Here is a 21,295-nt window from a genome sequence, read left to right on the forward strand (position 1 = left end):
CTTTTGATATTAATTTACCGAACGGTGGATAATTAGCTAAAGAGTGCGAGCAACGTACTCAACCACGTTTAATTTTTCACGGCCATCAGTAAAATGCTCATCTAAGCTATATGCCATAATCTCAAGTGGTGCATCATAATAACCAGCACACTGAATTTCTGTAATATAACGGAGTATAAGCGCCTCTGCACCAAGATTATTCCACTGAGCCACATGAACAAGCTCATGAAAGTGCACCCTTAAGTTGTCGGCAACGTGTGAAAGCATATAATAAGTATTTTTATACGTTACGCCTGCTGCATCCATATCGATAAAGTCACCCAATCCCATTTCACGCAGTTCAGGAAAATCTGGTTTAGGTATTTTATCAACCACAACATAAAACGCATTTTTTAAAAATTCGGTAGGATAAAAACCTGCAAACTCACTGGCAAATTTGTCACAGCTAATTCTTTGGTCTTTATATTCTAGGTTTGTCTTATCAATCCATTGATCTATTTGATTTAACACGTTTAATCTCCATAATATTAACGTTATTCGTCTGCTGTATGGGAATTCTAGATTAAAACATACCTGATCTAGAAAACACCTTAGATACTTATCACTGCCATGCATACGTTGTTATTGCTAATTAGTTTAGAGCAACCACAACGCACACTGCTGCAACCTAAGCGCTAAAGCTAAACACGCCCTAGCCTTCTTCTTCAACCAATGATTCTAGTAAATCATGTATTTCAGCTTTGAGCTCTTTATCAGCAATTTTGTTCGCACTGACTTTAGCATCTTGCAAATTCTTAATTGCTTCGTCTTTTTGACCTAATTCAAGCTGTAACGTCGCCATTGAAAAAGCAACTGACGACATATGATCTTTATCGTTAATCGCAATCGACTTCTCTAGTGCCTTTTCGTAGCCTACGATGGCTTCTTCTAGCTCTTCGGTAAAATCAGCAAGGGTTTCCCATTGTACTGGGTGGTCTTTTGAGGTGTTTTCGTTTTCAATACAAATTGCTTTTAATTGCCCATAAAGTAGCTCGAATTTTTTTGTATCGTTTTTATTAGCTGCAGCCATTAACTCTTCAGCTAGGTCGTGTACCGCTTTGTAAACTTTAGTATTCATCATTACTCATCATCCTTTTTTGCCACTAAATAATGTACTCATACCATTTAGCACCAATGTGTTATGTCAGCCGTTATCAATATTTTAAACAACTGTTTTAAATAGTGTATCACTTAGCCCAATAATACATTAATAATGAGTAGCACGTAGAAGTTAAACACGACGCAGGCGAAATATTTATACATGAAATAGAATATTAGGACCTGTTAAGACTGAGCTATGCGTTAAATAAACTCGTAAGCCAATCAACCGTAAAAATAGTCGTAAAAATTTTTAGTCCAACCACCGCTAAAAACAGTAAAATAAGCAGAGCTTTAACCTTGTTACTTTTTAGATTATTCCAATACAACATTCTTGTATTAAACTCTGTTTTTAATTTACTTATTGCGTCTTTCATGTTTACTCCCAGTACTGTAAATTCGACATGCATTTTCTTTTAGAGTAAACCATCGACTAAAAATCGTCCCTACAAAATAACGAATAAAGCGTAACAGCGTGTTTCGAACTCTCCATCATAACTAACCTGAACTCTGAATAATAAATCTATCTTGAGCAGCTATTTTCAGCGCTAACTGCGTTGAATTTATTTGCAATAGGCCCGCTATTGACGCGTAAATTCGCCTTGTTTTCACTGAAAATCTCTAGGGTCTGTTGACCTTTCAGGATTGAAATTTGTTCAATCTAGGGGCTATTTAATCGCGGCGCGAGGTTTGTAACCTAGTGGGCTAAGTAAAAACCGAGCCACAAAGAGTAAATAGTCCCTGGGCAGAACCCTTCGGGCAGCGCATGTTTGGCATTTGTGCTACGTTATCGCCTATTTATGGGGAATAACCACACTACATAGGCTCTGCCTTGCCAAAATACCAAACAGTCTGCTGCAAATTTAACCTCGAAAGATAAACAGGACCTAGCTAAAGAAAATAAATTTAAATATCATCATGATTTAATACGTTAGTAAATCTCTTAACCAGAGCTCAGGTTAACTAAATTGCGGCTCCTGTAAGTTTACAGAGTAATTATATACTCAACTAACATCTAAAAATAAATTCAATGCTACACTCATAGCTATTCTAAGCCCGTTAACAGCCAACTAAATTAGTCAATTATGAAACAATGTAATCAATGTGGTAAATGCTGTACTAAATACGGCGGTGGTGATTTAAGTGCATCAAAAGAAGAAATTGATTTATGGGAGCTTTTTAATCCTGAAATTTTTGAATACGTTAAAAACAACGAGATTTGGTTCGATCCAAAATCAGGGGTAAGATTAACCACATGCCCTTTTTTAGAACTTGCGCCTAAAAAAGACCCTCTCGCTAAAAATATGTACACATGCAGCATCTATCTCGACAGACCAGAAGATTGCCGTCATTACCCTAGCCTAATTTCCGAAATGATTCGCGATGAGTGCGAAATGATTGAGCCCATTGATATAAAAAACCAAACTAGAGCACAAATTAAACTCGATGTGCTAATGATCGACAGCCGTTCATAAAAATAGATAGCACCTATCTATAATACTATAAATCCAATCACTCCTGCTTCATTCAAGTAAGCATGATACGGTATCGCCCGCTACACTATATTTGCTCTGATTCTATACACACTCCCTTTATTTGGGGGAAACTAAGTAGGTTATTTATATGCTCGAACACATAAAAAGAGACTGGCTTTGTAATATTCGTGGCGATGTACTCGCTGGTATTGTTGTGGCGCTAGCCTTAATACCTGAAGCAATTGCCTTTTCTATTATTGCAGGCGTTGATCCAAAAGTTGGCTTATACGCCTCATTTTGCATCGCGGTCATTATTGCCTTTGTAGGCGGACGACCAGGCATGATATCGGCCGCAACCGGCGCAATGGCGCTATTAATGGTGACGCTGGTGAAAGATCATGGCCTGGAATACTTACTTGTTGCTACCTTACTCACCGGCGTACTACAAATATTTGCAGGCTTTTTAAAGCTCGGTGAATTAATGCGGTTTGTATCGCGATCTGTTGTAACAGGTTTTGTAAACGCATTGGCTATTTTAATATTTATGGCGCAATTACCTGAGCTTACTAATGTTACGTGGCATGTGTATGCAATGACGGCGGCGGGCTTAGGTATTATTTACCTCTTCCCACACATTCCAGCTATTGGTAAAATTATCCCCTCTCCTTTGGTCTGTATTGTTGTTATTACATTGGTTTCACTGTTTTTAGGGCTTGATATAAGAACCGTGGGCGACATGGGCGATTTACCCGACACTCTCCCTATATTTTTATGGCCAGATGTACCGCTAACACTTGAAACGCTGCAAATTGTTTTACCTTATTCAATTGGTCTTGCCGTTGTGGGCTTACTTGAGTCGATGATGACCGCAACTATTGTCGATGATTTAACCGATACAACGAGCGATCGTAATAAAGAGTGTAAAGGTCAAGGTATTGCAAACATTGGTGCCGGTTTATTTGGCGGTATGGCCGGTTGCGCTATGATTGGTCAATCAATTATTAATGTTAAGTCCGGCGGACGTGGGCGACTCTCAACTTTTATTGCCGGTTTGTTTTTAATTATCATGGTGGTATTTTTAGATGAATGGCTGCGCTTAATCCCTATGGCAGCATTAGTTGCGGTAATGATTATGGTATCGATTGGTACATTCTCGTGGGCATCGGTTAAAGATTTAAAAAAGACCCCCCTTTCGTCAAATGTCGTGATGATTTCCACCGTTATTGTGGTTGTTGCTACGCATAATTTAGCGATGGGTGTTTTAGTTGGCGTGTTGTTAGCTACGTTGTTTTTTGCCAATAAAATTGGCCGCTTTATGCTCGTTAAAACCAAGCATGATGAAAGCAGCGATCAAATAATCTATGAAGTCGTTGGCCAAGTGTTTTTTGCCTCCGCTGAGCAATTCATTGCGTCGTTCGATTTTAAAAATGCGGTTACTAACGTGATTATTGATTTAACCCATGCCCACTTTTGGGACATAACGGGGGTATCGTCTCTTGATAAAGTGGTTATTAAGTTTAGACGAGAAGGTGCAACGGTTAACATTATTGGGATGAATAGCGCAACCGAAACCGTTATCGATAAATTTGGTGTACATAACAACCCTGAAGAAGTTGAAAAACTACTTGGCGGACATTAAGGAACATGTAATGACTAAAATAATTACCTACGTGGATGGCTCAGCCGTAACTAAAAATGTAACTGAAGCCGCTATTTGGGCTTCAAAAAAGTTAAATAAACCCATTAGTTTTGTTCATACAATTGAAAAAAAACAGCAAACTAATATTGGCGACTACTCTGGTAGCATTGGCTTAGGTGCCCATTCAATTTTACTTGAAGAAATGACCAAGCTTGACGAGCAGCGCTGCAAAGTGAGTTTAAAAATGGCTGACGAATTATTGCACTTTGTAAGCGAGCATGCAAAATCGGCAGGTATCACCGATTTTGAATTAATTAAGCGCCACGGTGATTTACTCGATACCGTTATAGACTTTAAAGATGATACGCGCCTTATTGTTATTGGCCAAAATGGTGCGGGGCATAGTAATAGCCTAGCGGTACTTGGCTCACACATAGAAACTTTAGTGCGCAATGCAACCCACCCTATTTTGCTTATTCCTGAAACGTTTAAACAGCCTACGTCATTTATGATTGCTTACGATGGCCGTGAAACTGCCGATAAAGCGCTACAACAAGTAATTGATGGCGGCTTATTGCATGGCTTACATTGTCATTTAGTGAGTATTAAAAACAACGAAAAAGACCTTGAAGAAAAGTTTGTTAACGCGCAGTACACACTCACCAACATGGGTTTTAAGGTGTCTGCCAGCTTTTTAGAAGGCAATATTTTTGACTCGTTAATAAAGTACAAAGAGCAAAATAATGTAGGTTTAATTGTAATGGGCGCATTTGGACATTCTAAACTAAGGCAGTTTTTTGTAGGCAGTAACACCACCAAAATGCTTGAAAATAGCGATGTACCCATCGTAATTTTAAAATAATACATAAAGGGGGTTATCGTGTGCGGTTAAACTTGCAGTGCTGCCCCCCCCTGTACCAAAAAATATAACGAATAACCTGTAAAACAGATCGCTAATTTGATACCCAAATTACTATCTAAACGTTAATTTACGAAAAGTGAATTATTTCTGCATTATAAAAATAATCAACTACAATCAGTTAATGACTTGTTATGTGAAGTTTGGCGTAAGAAGATGATTTAACCGAAGTTATACTAAGGCCTGTTGACCTTTGAGGATTAAAATTTGCTCTATATAGGCTAAGTCTTACCTAAAGGCAAAGCAGACGGCTGCAAATGCAACCCCGAAAGATAAACAGGCACGAATGTAAAAATTATCCTTTGGTGCCGCAATTAGCTTTAAGCTTGAATGCTAAAAATCAATACGCCTTATTACATTTAAAGGAATTTAGATGCCTAATACAAAAAGCTATATTGAAATAACGCCATTATTAAATGACATGCAAAAGAGTCTTTTTTTTGATAGTGAGATTCAAAAAAGCTTAGATAATTTCATAGAGCTAGCTATTAAAATTTTTGACGCTACGGCATGCTCTATCCTAGCAAGCTCACTTCAGACCCCAATAGAATTATGCCAACATGGCCCAAAAATAACGTTAACGAAAGACGACTTTAAAAACAGTTCAAATACCACAGTAAATATAAACTCCAATATATTAAGAGTTGTTACGCCTATTAATTTGCCCTCACATGTTCAATTTGGCTGGATAGTATTTGAGCGTCACAGTGATATCGCCTTCACAGAAAAAGAAAAATCAATATTCTCTACGTTAAAAAATGGCTTAATAAATCAATTAGCTCAGCGACGTCGCCTACTTGAGGCAACGGATAATGTCGAACTTCAATTAATGATTTCCGAGCTAAATAAAGATTTAGTCTGCATAAAAGATGAACATTTTAAAATAGTGTATGCGAATGATGCATTTAAGAATATGTACCCTGAGAATATGCAAAACAACATCATCGACTGCACTACTGTTGAAAATTATGAAGATGAAAAAGCTAAAAATTTTTTAGCCCAAGACAAAATAGCTCTGCATTGCGGTTTTAGCCAAATAGTCGAAAACCTCTGTAGGCCAAACGGTTCAAGCTTTACCGCTGACACAGTCAAGCAGCGTTTTGAGAATAGATTAGGCAATTTATATATTCTTACGGTCAGTAAAGACATAACTGAGAAAGAGCAGTTAATCAATAAAATAGAAGCAGCACAGAGTGAACTCGATGAATTTACAAGTATTACTTCACATGACTTAAGATCGCCATTAAATGCAATAAAACGTTTACTAGAGTGGATTTCAGATGATTGCAAAGACTTGCTTCCCAAAGAGCACCTTGAGAACTTTCAGTTAGTCATAAATCGTACTAATAGAATGCAGGTGTTATTAGAAGATCTACTGAGCTATTCGCGGATAAATAGTTGTGATGGTACGCTGGCAAGTATATCTTTAGACGCTATCTACCTTGATATCAAAGAGCTATTGGACCTCCCAAAAACACTCACCGTTAATATTAACGCGAATAATCAATTAATAACCATACCTGTTATCCCTTTTAAAATCGTAATTTCAAATCTTATAAGTAATGCCGTTAAGCATAATGATAAAAAAAATCCTATTATTGATATTGCGTTACTCCCCGATGAAAATTACTACGTTATTGAAATAAAGGATAATGGTCCAGGAATAGAACCTAAATATTTTTCTCTCATTTTTAAATTATTTCAAACTTTACAATCTCGTGATGACGTAGAGGGCAGCGGTATTGGGCTGTGTATCGCAAAAAAGCATATTATGAATTACGGCGGCAAAATAGAAGTAACTTCTGATGGAAAACTTGGCAGTACATTTACTGTTTACTGGCCTAAAAAATGATTTCATTTAGGCCGTATTGAGGAATATATGTATATATTAATTGTTGATGACGACTTAGTAGATCGAAAATTAATAAAAAAAATGCTGATATCTGATGGTGCTCAACTTCATGACATTACTGAGGTAACGTGTGTGCTTGATGGCTTTCAAGCCATTGAAAAAACTTATTTTGATGTAATACTACTCGACTACAATATGCCTAAAGAAGACGGTATTGAAATGCTTATCGAAATGCGAGCAAAACCTAAACTTGGCAATACTGCAATTATTATGATCAGCTCCTCTGAAAACTCAAGCGTAGCAATTGAATGTATAGAGGCCGGAGCTCAAGACTTTTTACCAAAAGGTGATATAACGCGAAGTAGCTTAAATAAAGCACTTATATACGCAAAAAAACGTTTTGAGGCAGAGCAACGTATGCACGACAGCTACCTGGCTGTGAAACATATGGCAGAAAGAGATCAGCTTACGGGACTGTCTAACCGATACCATTTTGAAGAAGTTTTAAAAGTAATGATCGCGAATAATAAACGGACTAAAAACTGTGTTGCGCTGTTAGCTTTGGATTTAGATAACTTCAAAAATATAAACGACACGTTAGGGCACAACGTTGGCGATGAAATATTAGTACAAACGGTAACAAGAATAAATAATTGCCTACGACGCGATGAAGGTTTTGCTAGGCTCGGGGGAGATGAATTTGCCGTTATCATTGGCGGCATTTGTAACATCAATCAAATTGGTATGATCGCAAACAGAATACTAGCTAAAGTCTCTGAGCCTTTTGTATACAATGGTATAACTATTAACTGCAGTGTCAGTATTGGCAGCGCCGTATACCCAAATGACGCAATTGAATCACATGAATTACTAAAGTGTGCTGATATTGCTATGTATCGTTCAAAACAAAGCGGCAAAGGCAAAATCAGTTTTTACAAAGCGCAATATCAATACGAATTTAGCCGCCGCGTCGATATTCAAAATAGTATTAAACATAATCTAGAGAACAAGAGTTTTCGGCTATTCTATCAACCTGTTTTTTGTTCAAAAACTCAGAGAATATCAGGGGTTGAAGCGTTGATCCGTTGGCCCGACACCGAGATTAGTTATACCCCTGACGAGTTTATTCCTATCGCTGAAGAATGCCGACTTATAGAGCCCCTTGGCGAATGGATCATTTCTACGGCATTACAGCAGCTCTCAGATTGGCAACAAAATTTCCAAATACCATTAACGCTATCAATCAACATATCACCAGTGCAGTTACAAAAAAGCACGCTCTTAACGTATTTATTAACCACTATTGAAAAGAGCAATGTAAAATCAAGTAATGTAATACTTGAAATAACTGAAACCGCCTTTATGGAAGACAGCAAAGAGGTTATTGATATATTAACCACGCTTTCGAATAATGGCTTTAGAATTGCTTTGGATGATTTTGGCATGGGGTACTCATCTATATCTCACCTGATGTCCTACCCAATTGACATAGTAAAATTAGATAAAAGCATACAACCATTGGATGATAATAATGATAAACGATTAAAAATAATTGAAGGATTATCGCTCATGCTCAAAGCACTGGATTTTTCTGTTGTGGCTGAAGGTATTGAAACCCCAACGCAACATGCACTTTGCAACACATTGGGAATTGATTACTTACAAGGGTTTTTATTTGCAAGGCCGATGCCTGCACACGAAATCAGTCAGTTACTTAAAAAAGAAAAATAAATAAAACTTGGCAAGATTCGTTCCTAAACAGCTGAGTATTAAAGAAAATCCAACTTCAGATTAAATATTTACCAATAACAGCCTGTACTTTTTCTTTTAGATCTTCAGCTTGGAAATCCCCTTTGACTAAATAACCTTTAACAAAGTCATATGCCATGATGATCTCTTTTTCTTCTTTTCTTTCAGATGAGCTAAACATCATAACCACACAGGAGCTTATTTCTATTATTTTTCTCAGTTCAGCAAACTCTTCTAAAAATTGCATTCCGTTAACTCTTGGCATATTGATATCTAAAAAAATTAAAATAGGAGGAAAATCGCCTGGATATTCTTGTCTGTTAGCTTCATAATTTTCTAAAAATTCTAACGCTTCTTGTCCATCATTTTTCTCAAAAATAGTGAGTTCTAAATTAGCTTCTTTTAGTAGTCTTTTAAGGATATAGCGATCCACTTCGTTATCATCAATAATTAATATAGGTGGTTTCGGTTTTTTCATTTTAGTGTATCCATCGGTATTATTATTTTAAATGTAGTCCCTTTATCAGAACTTTGTAATGAAATTTCTCCGCCTAAGTACTCTACATGTTTTTTTACAAGTGCCATCCCAAGCCCTGATCCACTACTAGTTTCAACATGAAATCGTTTAAACATATCAAACACTTCACTCTGATGCTTCTTTGGTATTCCGATCCCGTTATCAGTTACAATAATAATAAGCTGTTGCAGCTCATCGTGTATATCACAGTTAACGAAGGGTGAAGCGTTATCTTTGTCGTAATATTTCAACCCGTTTGATATTAAGTTTTCAATAATTTGGGCAAAGCGCGCCTTTTCTGAGCTAATTGGTGTTGATAGATTAACACTGGTATTTAGAGTACATGGATTATCCTTCATCAACCAAGTTAACCGCTCTTTCATATCAATAAATATTTGCTCAAAATCAATAAAATCTTTTTCCTCATTGCCTATTTCGGCCTTGGCTAATAATAAAATATCAACAACCAGAGTTTCTAATTTTTCCATCTGCTGATAAATAATGCGTGCGTTATTGCTTGCTTCCTCAGTGTCCCCTGCTTTGATATCTTGAATTACAAATTGAGCCAACGATTTAGCGCCCGATAACGGTGATTTAAGATCATGAGATGCCCGATAAGCAAACTGTGCAAGCTCATCATTTGCTTGTTGGAGTGAGGCTGTCTGGCTATTTACAATCGCTTTTAGCTCAAGACTGCTCTCGATGTTTAAAATCTCACTTTTGATTCGGTGCCTTGCCGCAATGACTAGTGCTTTTAATTCTCCACTCGTCTTCCTATCAAGCTCATCATCCAAATTAGTATTATCTTCGGATTTGTTTAATAAAAGCTTGGTTAAATTGCGAATAGAGCTTGATATGGTACGCGATAAATAACTTATAAAAATAATATTAAAAAGAGATATGATTAAAACCAGTGGTATTAAAGTCATTAATATAAACGACACCGTCTTTCTGATTGGTTCCTCAAACACCTCCGAATGTTGATTAAAACCATCAAGTGCCGCACTCATACCGATTAAAAAATCGTCTTTATTAAGCCTGTCGTTTTTATACTGCTGAACAAGCAGTAATGCGCTATCAGCAATTTTAATGTCATCTTCGCAAATCGTTATTGCTTGATCGGTTTTAATTACTTTCATTATAATGCGATTCAAATGATTTATTTCATTTAAGCAATCAATAGGTTGCTGCTTAATTGCTAATATATCTGATTCTATGGCTTGTATATCTACAGGTAGATCGCTTTTTATTCTTTCAACTGATTTTGTTAACTGATTAACATACTTTAAATGAAGAAAATTAAGCTGATGAAACTTAGCCCCTTTCGCTATTTCAAAAGCAGAAAAAACCGTAATGCTTATTTCAAACGTAGTCAACAGCACAATTAGCATCAGCTTGTTAGAAATATTCATGAATTACTAAACCTATTTTAATTATTAGTCGATGGTTTACTGCTATGACATCATATTTATCATCGCTTTTTGGGGTCTGTTGGCCTTTACGGATTAAAACTTGTTCTGTCTAGGGTGAACCCAAAAAGCAGTACATGTTTGGCATATGTGCTGCGCTATCGCCAATTTATGGAAATCACACACCATAGGCGCTACTTTGTCTAAAAACTAAACATTTTGCTGTAAATTCAACACAGAAAGATAAACAGGCTCGAGTATTAGTTATAGCAGGCATTACTTTTTTTGCTAGGCGGGGTATTAATTTTAATACCATTCAAAATTAATACTTGTTCTATTCAAGGGCAATTTAATTGCGATGTGAAATGTGTAACCGAATAAACTCAGTTACTATTTCAGTACTATGCTAATGACTTATATATTCTTGTATGAATAAAGCAAGGCTTCAGCTGTTGCCTACATCCCTGTTAGCAACAAAAAGTAATGGCGTCTATATTATTCGGGTACTCTTGCAACTCCTTCCATTAATACCCGTGCACTGCGGCTCATACTTGCTTTAGTGACAAGCCAATTACCTGCACTGTTTTTAGCCTCAGCCCCTACTTTTAGCGTGCCCGACGGATGACCAAAGTTAACCTCACTTAATGCGCCGCCACCAGCGGCTATATTAACGAGTGTGCCTTCAATTGCTGCAGCTGTGCCAATAGCAACAGCAGCTGTGCCCATCATGGCATGGTGCAGTTTACCCATCGACATTGCGCGCACGAGTAAGTTAATGTTGGCAGCCTCAATAACTTTACCGCTAGACGCAGTGTAATCTAAAGGCGCTGCAACAAACGCAACTTTTGGCGTATGTTGGCGAGCTTGCGCTTCATTAATATCGGTGATTAAACCCATTTTAACGGCGCCATAAGCGCGAATGGTTTCGAGCTTTTCAAGCGCTGCAACATCGTTATTTATATCGTCTTGCAGCTCTGTGCCGGTATAGCCAATATCTGCGGCGTTAATAAATACAGTAGGAATACCTGCGTTTATCATCGTGGCTTTTAAAGTACCAACACCCGGTACTTTTAAGTCATCAACTACGTTACCTGTTGGAAATAGCGCGCCATCGCCATCAGCAGGGTCAATAAATTCAAGTTTTACTTCAGCTGCTGCAAAGGTAACGCCATCGAGCTCAAAGTCGCCGGTTTCTTGCACTTCGCCATTGGTTATAGGGACATGCACTAATATGCTTTTTTTAATATTAGCCTGCCACACGCGCACAATAGCAACACCGTTATTAGGTACTCTGCTTTTATCGACCAAACCATTACTAATGGCAAAAGCACCGACTGCTGACGTTAAATTACCGCAGTTACCGCTCCAATCTACAAAAGGTTTATCTATCGCCACTTGACCAAACAAGTAATCAACATCGTGATCGGCTTGCTCACTTTTACTTAAAATGACGGTTTTACTGGTACTTGATGTCGCACCGCCCATGCCATCTGTTTGCTTAGCATACGGATCGGGGCTGCCAATAACGCGCAGTAATAAATTATCGCGCGCCTCGCCTGCTACTTGAGCAGGCTTTGGCAAATCAGTTAAATTAAAAAATACACCTTTACTGGTGCCGCCACGCATATAGGTTGCAGGCACTTTAATTTGCGGTTTAAACATAATGCTTGCCCTTATGCAGATTGTGTTGCTTCTAAAAAGTCTTGTGCAAAGCGTTGTAACACACCACCAGCTGCGTAAATAGAAAGCTCTTCTTGGGTGTCGATACGGCACTTCATAGGTACGGTGAGTACTTCACCCTCTTTACGGGTAATACTTAAATTAACGGTGGCACCTGGTTTTAAATCACCCGCTACATCGTACGTTTCACTGCCATCTAGCTTGAGCGTTTTACGCGTTGTGCCCGCTTTAAATTCAAGCGGTAACACACCCATACCAATTAAGTTAGTACGGTGAATACGCTCAAAACCTTCAGCTGCTATTACTTCAACGCCTGCAAGTCTTACCCCTTTTGCCGCCCAATCACGCGACGAACCTTGACCGTAATCGGCACCGGCTACGATAATAAGCGGTTGCTTACGCTCCATGTAAGTTTCGATTGCTTCCCACATACGAGTATTAGTGCCTTGTGGCTCTATTCGCGCGTAAGAACCTTGTTTGACCTCACCGTTTTCATCAAGCACCATTTCATTAAGTAGTTTTGGGTTTGCAAAGGTTGCACGCTGCGCTGTTAAATGATCGCCTCGATGCGTTGCGTACGAGTTGTAATCTTCTTCTGGCACGTTCATTTTGGTCAGGTACTCGCCAGCAGCACTGCTTGCCATAATTGCGTTTGATGGCGATAAATGATCCGTTGTAATGTTATCACCAAGCACTGCAAGCGCACGCATACCGGTCATTGTGCGCTCACCCGCAAGTGCACCTTCCCAATAAGGCGGGCGACGAATGTACGTACTTTCTGGACGCCAGTCGTAGAGAGGATCGTTATCTTCACCGTAATCTACGGTTAAATTAAACATCGGCTCGTATACTTTTCTAAATTGCTCTGGCTTAACGCTTTGCTTAATTACTGCATCAATCTCTTCGTCAGACGGCCATAAATCTTTAAGCGTAATATCGTTGCCTTGTTGATCTTGCCCTAGTATCCCTTTTTCAATATCAAAGCGAATAGTACCTGCAATGGCGTACGCAACAACTAAAGGAGGTGACGCTAAAAATGCTTGCTTAGCATAAGGATGAATACGCCCATCAAAGTTACGATTGCCCGAAAGCACCGCTGTCGTGTATAAATCGCGATCGATGACTTCTTTTTGAATAACAGGGTCAAGGGCACCGCTCATGCCGTTACACGTTGTACACGCAAAACCAACAATGCCAAAGCCCAGTTGCTCAAGCTCTGTTAATAGGTTTGCATCTTCAAGGTATGATTGCACCGCTTTTGAGCCCGGTGCTAATGAAGTTTTAACCCAAGGTTTACGCATTAACCCCTTAGCATTTGCGTTACGGGCAAGCAGTGCTGCGGCAATTACATTGCGTGGATTACTGGTATTAGTACAGCTAGTAATAGCGGCAATAATACATGAGCCGTCTGGCATTAAGCCTTCTTCATTTTCAACAACGCCCGAAATACCTTCTTTAGCTAAATCGCTTGTCGACACACGGCGGTGCGGATTAGATGGACCGGCAATATTGCGCCCTACGCTTGATAAGTCAAACTTAAGTACACGCTCATATTTTGCGGTTTTTAAGCTATCGCTCCAAAGGCCTGCTGTTTTAGCGTAGTTTTCTACAAGGGCAATTTGTTCTTCTTCGCGACCGGTTAAACGCAAGTAATCTATTGTTTTATCATCGATATAAAACATAGCTGCAGTTGCGCCAAATTCAGGCGTCATGTTCGAAATAGTTGCTCTGTCACCAAGTGTAAGCGCGTCAGCACCTTCACCGTAAAACTCTAAATAAGTAGATACAACACGTTGCTCGCGTAAAAATTCAGTAATAGCCAACACAATATCGGTTGCGGTAATACCTGGTTGGCGCTTACCTGTTAGTTCAACACCGACAATATCAGGTAAGCGAATATAAGAAGCGCGGCCAAGCATTACGCTTTCAGCTTCAAGCCCACCTACGCCAACAGCAATAACGCCCAGCGCATCAACATGTGGCGTGTGGCTGTCGGTACCGACTAGTGTATCTGGGAAGGCAATGCCATCTCGGTTTTGAATAACCGGCGACATTTTTTCAAGATTAATTTGATGCATAATGCCGTTACCCGGTGGAATAACGTCAATATTTTTAAACGCAGTTTTTGTCCAGTTGATAAAGTGAAAGCGGTCGTCATTGCGTCTGTCTTCAATAGCGCGGTTTTTTTCAAATGCGTCAGGATCAAAACCGGCATGCTCTACCGCTAGTGAATGATCAACTATTAACTGTGTGGGTACCACTGGGTTCACTTTTGCCGGGTCGCCGCCTTTGGCTGCAATTGCATCACGAAGCCCTGCTAAATCAACAAGTGCTGTTTGCCCTAAAATATCGTGGCAGACCACACGCGCTGGATACCACGGAAAATCTAAGTCTTGTTTGCGCTCAATCAGCTGATTAAGTGCATCGGTTAACATGGCAGGATCGCATCGGCGTACTAGATTCTCGGCAAATACACGTGATGAATAAGGTAGCGTGGCGTATGCACCTGGCTTAATTGCATCTACGGCTTCTTGCGTATCGTAATAGTCGACGTTTGAGCCCGGTAGAGGTTTACGGTATTGGGTATTATTAATTATGGTCATAATAAATTCGCTAATTGGTGACGGTGTTTGCTCACAGCTAGCGTGTTTAATGAAAAGTTTGAGAAAAACTGCTCGCTAGTGGCTATGTGCAATAAAAAAGTGAGCACATGCGTGCTCACCCATTTTTTAACGTGACTCTATTGGTGTGTAACTACGTGCATCGGGCCCTGTATAATCGGCACTTGGGCGAATAATACGGTTGTTAGCACGTTGCTCTTTAACATGGGCAGTCCAACCCGTAACACGGCTCATTACAAATATTGGCGTAAATAATTTAGTTGGAATATCCATAAAATGATAAGCAGATGCATGAAAAAAATCGGCGTTACAAAACAGTTTTTTCTCGCGCCACATAATCTCTTCACAACGAACAGACACAGGATAAAGTACGGTATCGCCTACTTCATCGGCTAGTTTTTCAGACCATTTTTTAATGATCACATTACGTGGATCAGACTCACGATAAATAGCATGGCCAAAGCCCATAATTTTGTCTTTACGTGCAAGCATGCCCATGACTTCTTGTTCGGCATGTTCAGCGCTTGTGAAACCTTGGATCATATCCATAGCCGCTTCGTTAGCACCACCATGAAGTGGACCACGCAGCGTACCAATCGCACCAGTTACACAAGAGTGAATATCAGAGAGTGTTGATGCACACACACGACCCGTAAAGGTAGAGGCGTTAAATTCATGCTCTGCGTATAAAATTAGTGATACGTTCATCACTTGCGCAAATAACTCGCTAGGTGCTTTATCGTGTAACAGTGTTAAAAAGTGTGCGCCAACAGAGTCGTCATCTGTTTGTGTTTCTATGCGTACGCCGTCGTGTGTAAAGCGATACCAGTAGCAAATAATACTTGGGAACACAGCAACCATACGATCAATTGCATCGTTGGCTTGGCTAAAATCATTTTCCATTTCTAGGTTACCCAACATTGAGCAACCTGTGCGCATTACATCCATTGGATGCGCGTCTTTAGGAATATTTTCAAGCACTGTTTTAAGCGCATCTGGTAAGCCGCGTAAACTTTTTAGCTTTGCTTTATACTCGGCCAATTCGCTAGTTGTTGGTAACTCACCGCGTGAGAGTAAAAACGATACTTCTTCAAACTGCGCTTTTTCGGCAAGTTCGCTAATATCGTAACCACAATACGTTAAACCAGAACCACTTTGTCCAACAGTACACAATGCTGTTTGACCAGCCACTTGTCCGCGTAAACCCGCGCCGCCTAATGCTTTATCTACCATGATCTTCTCCTGTCTATAATTTGTGTGTGGTATCTATTTTAATAATTATTATTTGTCAGATTTTGATGAAAAAAGGGTATCGAGTGTGTTCTCGTACGTGTGGTAATCTAAAAAGTCGTAAAGCTCTGCGCGCGTTTGCATATTTTCAATTTGGCTTTGTTGCGAGCCTTCATTTAAAATTGCTGAATACACGTTTAGTGCCGCCTTGTTCATAGCTCTAAATGCACTGAGTGGGTAAAGCACCATTTCAACGCCTACATCGCTTAACTGCTCTTTGGTGTAAATAGGTGTTTGGCCAAACTCAGTAATATTTGCCAAAATTGGTACATTAATCGCTTTTGCAAATGCTTGATAATCAGCAAGATCGTGCACGGCTTCTGCAAAAATAGCATCAGCACCGGCTTCAACACAGGCAGCTGCACGGTCAATAGCGGCATTTAAACCTTCTTTTTGAAACGCATCGGTACGGGCCATAATGTAAAAATCGCTGTCGGTTTTTGCATCAACCGCCGCTTTAATGCGGTCAACCATCTCACCTTGGCTGACAATTTCTTTATTTGGGCGATGCCCGCAACGCTTTTGCGCTACTTGATCTTCTATATGAAACCCCGCCGCACCGGCTTTAGTCATTTCTTTTACTGTGCGTGCAATGTTAAACGCCCCACCCCAACCGGTATCGGCATCAACAAGTAGCGGTAAGTCGCTAGCCCCCGTAATACGACGAATATCTTCAAGCACGTTATCAAGGCTTGTCATACCTAAGTCAGGCATACCAAACGAGGCGTTTGCAACACCCGCACCTGAGAGGTAAATAGCTTGGTGGCCCATTTTTTCTGCCATCATCGCTGTGTAGGCATTAATAGTACCTACCACTTGTAACGGGCGATTATTAGTAATAGCGTGTTTAAATTTTAATCCTGCTGACATTACTTTCTCCTCACTTTGAACGGTTGCTACGTGGAGTAACTTATAGTTTTAATCTGTAATTATGACTGTTTAACTGTTTTACTTATTTTTTCGGCTTATGCTTTTTGCTTAGCTAATAAGTCGAATTTGGTTTGAATATTGGCTTGCGATGCACTGATGTGGCGCTTCATTAGCATTTCAGCGAGTTCGCCGTCGTGGTTTTCAATAGCGTTAATAATAGCTAAATGTTCATCAAACGCTTTTGATACACGCGGCCCCACCATGCCCATTTGTACGCGGTACATTCTTATTAGTTGATAAAGCTCATTACACAGTAAATGAATTAAATGCGCGTTTTTGCTGCCTTTAATAATACGGTAATGAAAATCTAAATCGCCGGCTTCTTGATAGTAAGACTCGCCCTCTTTAACACGTTGTGTTTGCAAGTGCTGATTAAGTAATTGCTTTAAGCCTTTTATCTCTTCGGGTTCCATATTGTCGGCAGCCAGCCTACATGCCAAACCTTCAAGTGAGCTGCGAACTTGATAAACTTCAATCAAACGCTCAGCGGTAAGGGCAACTACTCGGCAACCTACGTTAGCTTTACGCTCAACAAGGTAGCAACTCTCTAAGCGATTTAACGCTTCTCTAAGCGTTGCACGGCTTACACCATAACGCTTTGCAAGTTCAGGCTCTGATATTTTACTGCCTTGAACTATACTGCCTTCAACAATCTCACGGCGCATATCTACAAATACCTGATCTGATGCGGTAGTAATAGGCGCTTCGTTTAAAAATGTGTGTGTCATAAGTTATTTTTAGATTGTCGACAATTAATGCCGTTACTATGTGCTTATTAAAAAACCATGTCAACCCTTGAACCCAACAAAAAGACTAAAAAGCGCAACCATTGTCGACACTATTAATCTAAAGTCGTATAAAAATGCTTTTAAAATAGACTAAACCAGTAAAGTGTCGACACTGCAATAAAACTGATGTTACGTTTTTTAGCGCTGAAAATGCGTTATATAAATGCTATTATCGCCCTTTATTTTTATAGTATGAGCCAACGCGTGAACGCCAACACTTTTATTCCTGAGCACTTTATTGATGACGTAAAAACCTATTTACCAGCGCATCTAAACTTAGATGACTTTTTAAATGCGTGTCGCAGGCCACTCAGAAAATCTATCCGCGTTAATACATTAAAAATTAGCATTGAAGAATTTGTAGAACGTGCAACTGAAAAAAATTGGCTGCTAACCCCTATCCCTTGGTGCAGTAAAGGCTTTTGGTTAGAACGCCCAAGCGATGAAGAGCAAAATCTGGCCCTTGGTAATACTGACTTACATTTAAGTGGTGCAATGTACGTACAAGAAGCAAGTTCAATGTTGCCGCCTATTGCCTTAAAACAAAGTATTGAACTCACAGGCACTCAAAATAACACTGTACTTGATATGGCATCAGCACCAGGCTCTAAAACCTCACAGTTAGCTGCGCTTATGAATAACCAAGGCGTGCTTGTTGCAAACGAGCTTTCGTCATCTCGTTTAAAGGTACTTAGCGCAACACTCAAACGTATGGGGGTTGGTAACTGTGCGCTCTCGCACTTTGATGGCGTTATATTTGGCAACTACATGTTTGAATGCTTTGATAGCATATTGCTAGACGCACCCTGCTCTGGTGAAGGTACTGTGCGTAAAGACGCCGACGCACTTAAAAATTGGTCAATCGAATCAAATATCGAAATAGCCCAAGTACAAAAAGACTTAATCAAAAGCGCATTTTACGCATTAAAGCCAGGTGGCACCTTAGTGTACTCAACTTGTACACTTACTCCACTTGAAAACCAACAAGTGTGTGATTATTTACTCAGTGAATTTGGCGACTATATAGCGCCTGAGTCCCTAAGTGATTTATTTGAAGGTGCAAGTAAAGCAACAACAAGTGAAGGCTATTTGCATGTTTGGCCGCAAACCTTCGATAGCGAAGGCTTTTTTATTGCTAAATTTAAAAAGCACGCAAGTTGCGATAACCCAAATCAAACTGTTAAAAAAGGCGCGTTTCCGTTTAACGAGTTTGATAAAAAACAAAGCGTCGCGTTTATGCAGTCGCTTAAAAAACACTTTGGGTTAACTAATCTACCTGGCAACTTAATGCAGCGCGACAAAGAACTGTGGTTATTTCCACAAGGGTTTGAAGCCCTGCAAAATAAAATTAAGTACGCACGTTTAGGCATTCAGATTGGCATTATTCATAAAAATGGGGTGAGGCTAACACATGAGTTTGCAACTGTATTTGGCAATGAATGCAAAACTAATATTTACGCGTTAAATAACGAGCAAGCAAATGATTATTTTCAAGGTAAAGATATACGCTTAACTGAAGCAACTCAAACAATAGGTGAGGTGGTATTAACACTGTGCGGCTGCCCTATTGGGCTGGGTAAATGGCAAAAAAATAAGATTAAAAATTCATTACCACGAGATCTGGTACAAAATACACAATTAATCAGCTGGATTTAAAGTAATACTTTTTAATTAAATACAGTTATATCGAAAAATTAGTTATGCTTTATTGAGCAGCTTTACTACACTTTTAAGTACTTTCTTCTTCTCCCTAAAGAATCTAGAAAGTTTTTTTAGTTAACGCTAGACTCAAATTTGAGTCACTTTAAAGCCCAGAGTGCTTATAAGTCTCTGGGCATTTTTTTTGCTTTTATTTACAGTGTACTTTATACAGGTGGGCCGCTCTAACGTCTTCAAACGCATTACCAAATTGAAGTGACAAGCACAATGTAGGGAGTCTATTAACTTGTTTAGCTAAATTAAACACTTCAAAAAAATGGTATCCGTGTTTAACTGCCAAATTTAATTCAGCAACGTATAGCGCTTTAAACTTAGGCGATAAATTTGGCCAATTTATTAAAGCAAGTTGAATGATCCCTAAATGAACACTTAATTTATTTGGCCCAACGGACTTTGCTTGTTGAATATATTCATAAACACGTTCACTGGCCCCTTCTTGATAACTAACAACTTGCGCTAATGCAATCCATGTTTCAGCCCAGCTTTGCCTTAACTCAACTGACTTTAAAAGCGCTTGCTCAGCCTCTTTATAAATTTGCATATTATTGGCTTGCGTAGCTTCAGTTGAATCTTTAAAGGCATTAATAGTTAACATATTTATATGCGCACTTAACTGCCAATAATGTGGGTGCGAAGGTTCTAACTGAGTTGCCAAGGCAATAGCATGTTTTGCATCAGATAGCCGCGAGTAATCGGCTGGATCAGCAGTCATATGCTGCACAGTATTACGTGCACTGAAGTACCAAGAATTAGCACGCATACTCTGAACACTAAGATAAATGATGCATAAAGTAACCATAGCCAAAATAGCGGCTTGCATCGTCCGATTAAATTTAAAGTTAATCACTAAATAAAGACTCAGTTAAATGCCAAGGATTTGTTAAAAATAACTTAGTTGCTTTTTCAGAGCCAATTAAATCACTAACAATTTGCTTTGCATTACTTAATATTGGTGGCCTGCGCTTTACTGAATGTGCATCGGTTGCCACATATCTGACTAAATCGGCTTTAAGCATATCTTCGCAAATTTGCTTAGCTTTATCGCCCCAGTGCCCTTCTAGGCTTGATGCCGTTAATTGAAACTCACAACCGAGTTGTTTTAAATGTTCTATATAAAACGGTTTTTCTTGAATATCACGGTTACGCTCAGGATGAGGAATTATTACTTTAATATTTTGTTTTGCTAACCACGAAATAAACTTATCGTAACCTTGAGGTACATGCGAATGGGGTAACTCTAATAATAAATAGTTCACACCTTCAATGTGGCCAATAAAAGGGAGTTTATTCGCCATTATTAATGCCATAAGCTCTACATCTAAACGAACCTCAGCAGCGACTGCTAACTTAATCGTGATCCCCGCATTTATAGCATGCGTTTTTAAATTAGCGAGATCATCATATATATGAGAACTCGCATTATTAAAGCGCCCTAGATGAATGTGCGGGGTAGCTACCATATGCGTTATACCATCGCTTTGCGCTATTTTTAATAACGCTAAAGCTTCATCTAAATCTTTAGCGCCATCATCAATTCCTGGCAAAATATGAGAGTGTATATCAATCATAA

At 39.2% G+C, this 21,295-nt stretch carries 18 protein-coding genes; 6 read left to right on the forward strand and 12 right to left on the reverse strand.

Features of this window, described 5'->3' with window-relative positions:
* Nucleotides 1-36: 36 nt before the first annotated feature.
* The 3 genes from PALI_RS08610 to PALI_RS08620 form a co-directional block, all read right to left on the reverse strand.
* Nucleotides 37-510: a hypothetical protein gene (locus PALI_RS08610; protein WP_193155583.1), complete on the reverse strand. Its 474-nt coding sequence runs from the start codon at nt 508-510 to the stop codon at nt 37-39.
* A gap of 181 nt (nt 511-691) precedes the next feature.
* On the reverse strand, nt 692-1,120 hold the full coding sequence (locus PALI_RS08615) for a tetratricopeptide repeat protein (RefSeq protein WP_193155584.1): 429 nt from the start codon (nt 1,118-1,120) through the stop codon (nt 692-694).
* A gap of 214 nt (nt 1,121-1,334) precedes the next feature.
* Nucleotides 1,335-1,514 (reverse strand): hypothetical protein, encoded by a 180-nt coding sequence (locus PALI_RS08620; RefSeq protein ID WP_193155585.1) that lies wholly within the window; start codon nt 1,512-1,514, stop codon nt 1,335-1,337.
* Nucleotides 1,515-2,222: 708 nt separating this feature from the next.
* Between PALI_RS08620 and PALI_RS08625 the strand changes: the two genes are divergently transcribed.
* The 5 genes from PALI_RS08625 to PALI_RS08645 all read left to right on the forward strand — a co-directional run bounded on the left by PALI_RS08625 (nt 2,223) and on the right by PALI_RS08645 (nt 8,753).
* Entirely contained in the window at nt 2,223-2,612 is a 390-nt protein-coding gene (locus PALI_RS08625) for a YkgJ family cysteine cluster protein (protein WP_077538214.1), read from the forward strand.
* Between the two features lie 148 nt (nt 2,613-2,760).
* Nucleotides 2,761-4,251 (forward strand): SulP family inorganic anion transporter, encoded by a 1,491-nt coding sequence (locus tag PALI_RS08630; protein ID WP_193155586.1) that lies wholly within the window; start codon nt 2,761-2,763, stop codon nt 4,249-4,251.
* 10 nt (nt 4,252-4,261) lie between these two features.
* Nucleotides 4,262-5,113 (forward strand): universal stress protein, encoded by an 852-nt coding sequence (locus tag PALI_RS08635; RefSeq protein WP_193155587.1) that lies wholly within the window; start codon nt 4,262-4,264, stop codon nt 5,111-5,113.
* A 430-nt stretch (nt 5,114-5,543) separates the two neighbouring features.
* Nucleotides 5,544-7,022 carry a PAS domain-containing sensor histidine kinase gene (locus PALI_RS08640; RefSeq protein WP_193155588.1) on the forward strand — a complete coding sequence of 493 codons (1,479 nt, stop codon included), beginning with the start codon at nt 5,544-5,546 and terminating at the stop codon, nt 7,020-7,022.
* A 27-nt stretch (nt 7,023-7,049) separates the two neighbouring features.
* Nucleotides 7,050-8,753 (forward strand): two-component system response regulator, encoded by a 1,704-nt coding sequence (locus PALI_RS08645; protein WP_193155589.1) that lies wholly within the window; start codon nt 7,050-7,052, stop codon nt 8,751-8,753.
* 55 nt (nt 8,754-8,808) lie between these two features.
* Here PALI_RS08645 and PALI_RS08650 read toward each other — a convergent pair whose 3' ends face one another.
* From PALI_RS08650 to PALI_RS08680, 7 genes are all read right to left on the reverse strand, one after another.
* Nucleotides 8,809-9,249 (reverse strand): response regulator, encoded by a 441-nt coding sequence (locus PALI_RS08650; protein WP_193155590.1) that lies wholly within the window; start codon nt 9,247-9,249, stop codon nt 8,809-8,811.
* A complete protein-coding gene (locus tag PALI_RS08655; RefSeq protein WP_193155591.1) occupies nt 9,246-10,700 on the reverse strand; it encodes a sensor histidine kinase in 1,455 nt (484 codons plus the stop codon). Before PALI_RS08655 ends, PALI_RS08650 begins: the two co-directional genes overlap by 4 nt.
* Before the next feature lie 492 nt (nt 10,701-11,192).
* The gene (gene prpF, locus PALI_RS08660; RefSeq protein ID WP_193155592.1) at nt 11,193-12,359 is read right to left on the reverse strand and encodes a 2-methylaconitate cis-trans isomerase PrpF; all 1,167 of its coding nucleotides are present in this window, start codon (nt 12,357-12,359) and stop codon (nt 11,193-11,195) included.
* Nucleotides 12,360-12,370: 11 nt separating this feature from the next.
* Nucleotides 12,371-14,980: a Fe/S-dependent 2-methylisocitrate dehydratase AcnD gene (acnD, locus tag PALI_RS08665; protein ID WP_193155593.1), complete on the reverse strand. Its 2,610-nt coding sequence runs from the start codon at nt 14,978-14,980 to the stop codon at nt 12,371-12,373.
* Between the two features lie 126 nt (nt 14,981-15,106).
* On the reverse strand, nt 15,107-16,231 hold the full coding sequence (prpC, locus tag PALI_RS08670) for a bifunctional 2-methylcitrate synthase/citrate synthase (protein WP_193155594.1): 1,125 nt from the start codon (nt 16,229-16,231) through the stop codon (nt 15,107-15,109).
* Nucleotides 16,232-16,279: 48 nt separating this feature from the next.
* Nucleotides 16,280-17,158, reverse strand: a complete 879-nt coding sequence (gene prpB, locus PALI_RS08675) for a methylisocitrate lyase (protein WP_193155595.1) — start codon at nt 17,156-17,158, stop codon at nt 16,280-16,282.
* A gap of 95 nt (nt 17,159-17,253) precedes the next feature.
* Nucleotides 17,254-17,946 carry a GntR family transcriptional regulator gene (locus PALI_RS08680; protein WP_193155596.1) on the reverse strand — a complete coding sequence of 231 codons (693 nt, stop codon included), beginning with the start codon at nt 17,944-17,946 and terminating at the stop codon, nt 17,254-17,256.
* 264 nt (nt 17,947-18,210) lie between these two features.
* Here PALI_RS08680 and rsmF point away from each other — a divergent pair, with 264 nt between their 5' ends.
* The gene (gene rsmF, locus PALI_RS08685) at nt 18,211-19,662 is read left to right on the forward strand and encodes a 16S rRNA (cytosine(1407)-C(5))-methyltransferase RsmF (RefSeq protein WP_193155597.1); all 1,452 of its coding nucleotides are present in this window, start codon (nt 18,211-18,213) and stop codon (nt 19,660-19,662) included.
* A 193-nt stretch (nt 19,663-19,855) separates the two neighbouring features.
* Here rsmF and PALI_RS08690 read toward each other — a convergent pair whose 3' ends face one another.
* The gene (locus PALI_RS08690) at nt 19,856-20,545 is read right to left on the reverse strand and encodes a VpsP family polysaccharide biosynthesis protein (protein WP_193155907.1); all 690 of its coding nucleotides are present in this window, start codon (nt 20,543-20,545) and stop codon (nt 19,856-19,858) included.
* 19 nt (nt 20,546-20,564) lie between these two features.
* On the reverse strand, nt 20,565-21,293 hold the full coding sequence (locus PALI_RS08695) for a tyrosine-protein phosphatase (protein ID WP_193155598.1): 729 nt from the start codon (nt 21,291-21,293) through the stop codon (nt 20,565-20,567).
* Between the last annotated feature and the right edge of the window lie 2 nt (nt 21,294-21,295).

Source organism: Pseudoalteromonas aliena SW19 (assembly GCF_014905615.1).
In the GTDB taxonomy this organism is placed as follows: Bacteria; Pseudomonadota; Gammaproteobacteria; order Enterobacterales; family Alteromonadaceae; genus Pseudoalteromonas; species Pseudoalteromonas aliena.

What these genes read in the sequence shown, in the direction of transcription:
- PALI_RS08650 (WP_193155590.1), bottom strand. Translation starts at nt 9,249, where the DNA reads ATGAAAAAACCGAAACCACCTATATTAATTATTGATGATAACGAAGTG.
- PALI_RS08630 (WP_193155586.1), top strand. Translation starts at nt 2,761, where the DNA reads ATGCTCGAACACATAAAAAGAGACTGGCTTTGTAATATTCGTGGCGAT.
- prpB (WP_193155595.1), bottom strand. Translation starts at nt 17,158, where the DNA reads ATGTCAGCAGGATTAAAATTTAAACACGCTATTACTAATAATCGCCCG.
- PALI_RS08655 (WP_193155591.1), bottom strand. Translation starts at nt 10,700, where the DNA reads ATGAATATTTCTAACAAGCTGATGCTAATTGTGCTGTTGACTACGTTT.
- PALI_RS08615 (WP_193155584.1), bottom strand. Translation starts at nt 1,120, where the DNA reads ATGATGAATACTAAAGTTTACAAAGCGGTACACGACCTAGCTGAAGAG.
- PALI_RS08695 (WP_193155598.1), bottom strand. Translation starts at nt 21,293, where the DNA reads ATGATTGATATACACTCTCATATTTTGCCAGGAATTGATGATGGCGCT.
- PALI_RS08625 (WP_077538214.1), top strand. Translation starts at nt 2,223, where the DNA reads ATGAAACAATGTAATCAATGTGGTAAATGCTGTACTAAATACGGCGGT.
- acnD (WP_193155593.1), bottom strand. Translation starts at nt 14,980, where the DNA reads ATGACCATAATTAATAATACCCAATACCGTAAACCTCTACCGGGCTCA.
- PALI_RS08690 (WP_193155907.1), bottom strand. Translation starts at nt 20,545, where the DNA reads ATGCAAGCCGCTATTTTGGCTATGGTTACTTTATGCATCATTTATCTT.
- PALI_RS08645 (WP_193155589.1), top strand. Translation starts at nt 7,050, where the DNA reads ATGTATATATTAATTGTTGATGACGACTTAGTAGATCGAAAATTAATA.
- prpC (WP_193155594.1), bottom strand. Translation starts at nt 16,231, where the DNA reads ATGGTAGATAAAGCATTAGGCGGCGCGGGTTTACGCGGACAAGTGGCT.
- PALI_RS08620 (WP_193155585.1), bottom strand. Translation starts at nt 1,514, where the DNA reads ATGAAAGACGCAATAAGTAAATTAAAAACAGAGTTTAATACAAGAATG.
- PALI_RS08640 (WP_193155588.1), top strand. Translation starts at nt 5,544, where the DNA reads ATGCCTAATACAAAAAGCTATATTGAAATAACGCCATTATTAAATGAC.
- PALI_RS08635 (WP_193155587.1), top strand. Translation starts at nt 4,262, where the DNA reads ATGACTAAAATAATTACCTACGTGGATGGCTCAGCCGTAACTAAAAAT.
- PALI_RS08680 (WP_193155596.1), bottom strand. Translation starts at nt 17,946, where the DNA reads ATGACACACACATTTTTAAACGAAGCGCCTATTACTACCGCATCAGAT.
- prpF (WP_193155592.1), bottom strand. Translation starts at nt 12,359, where the DNA reads ATGTTTAAACCGCAAATTAAAGTGCCTGCAACCTATATGCGTGGCGGC.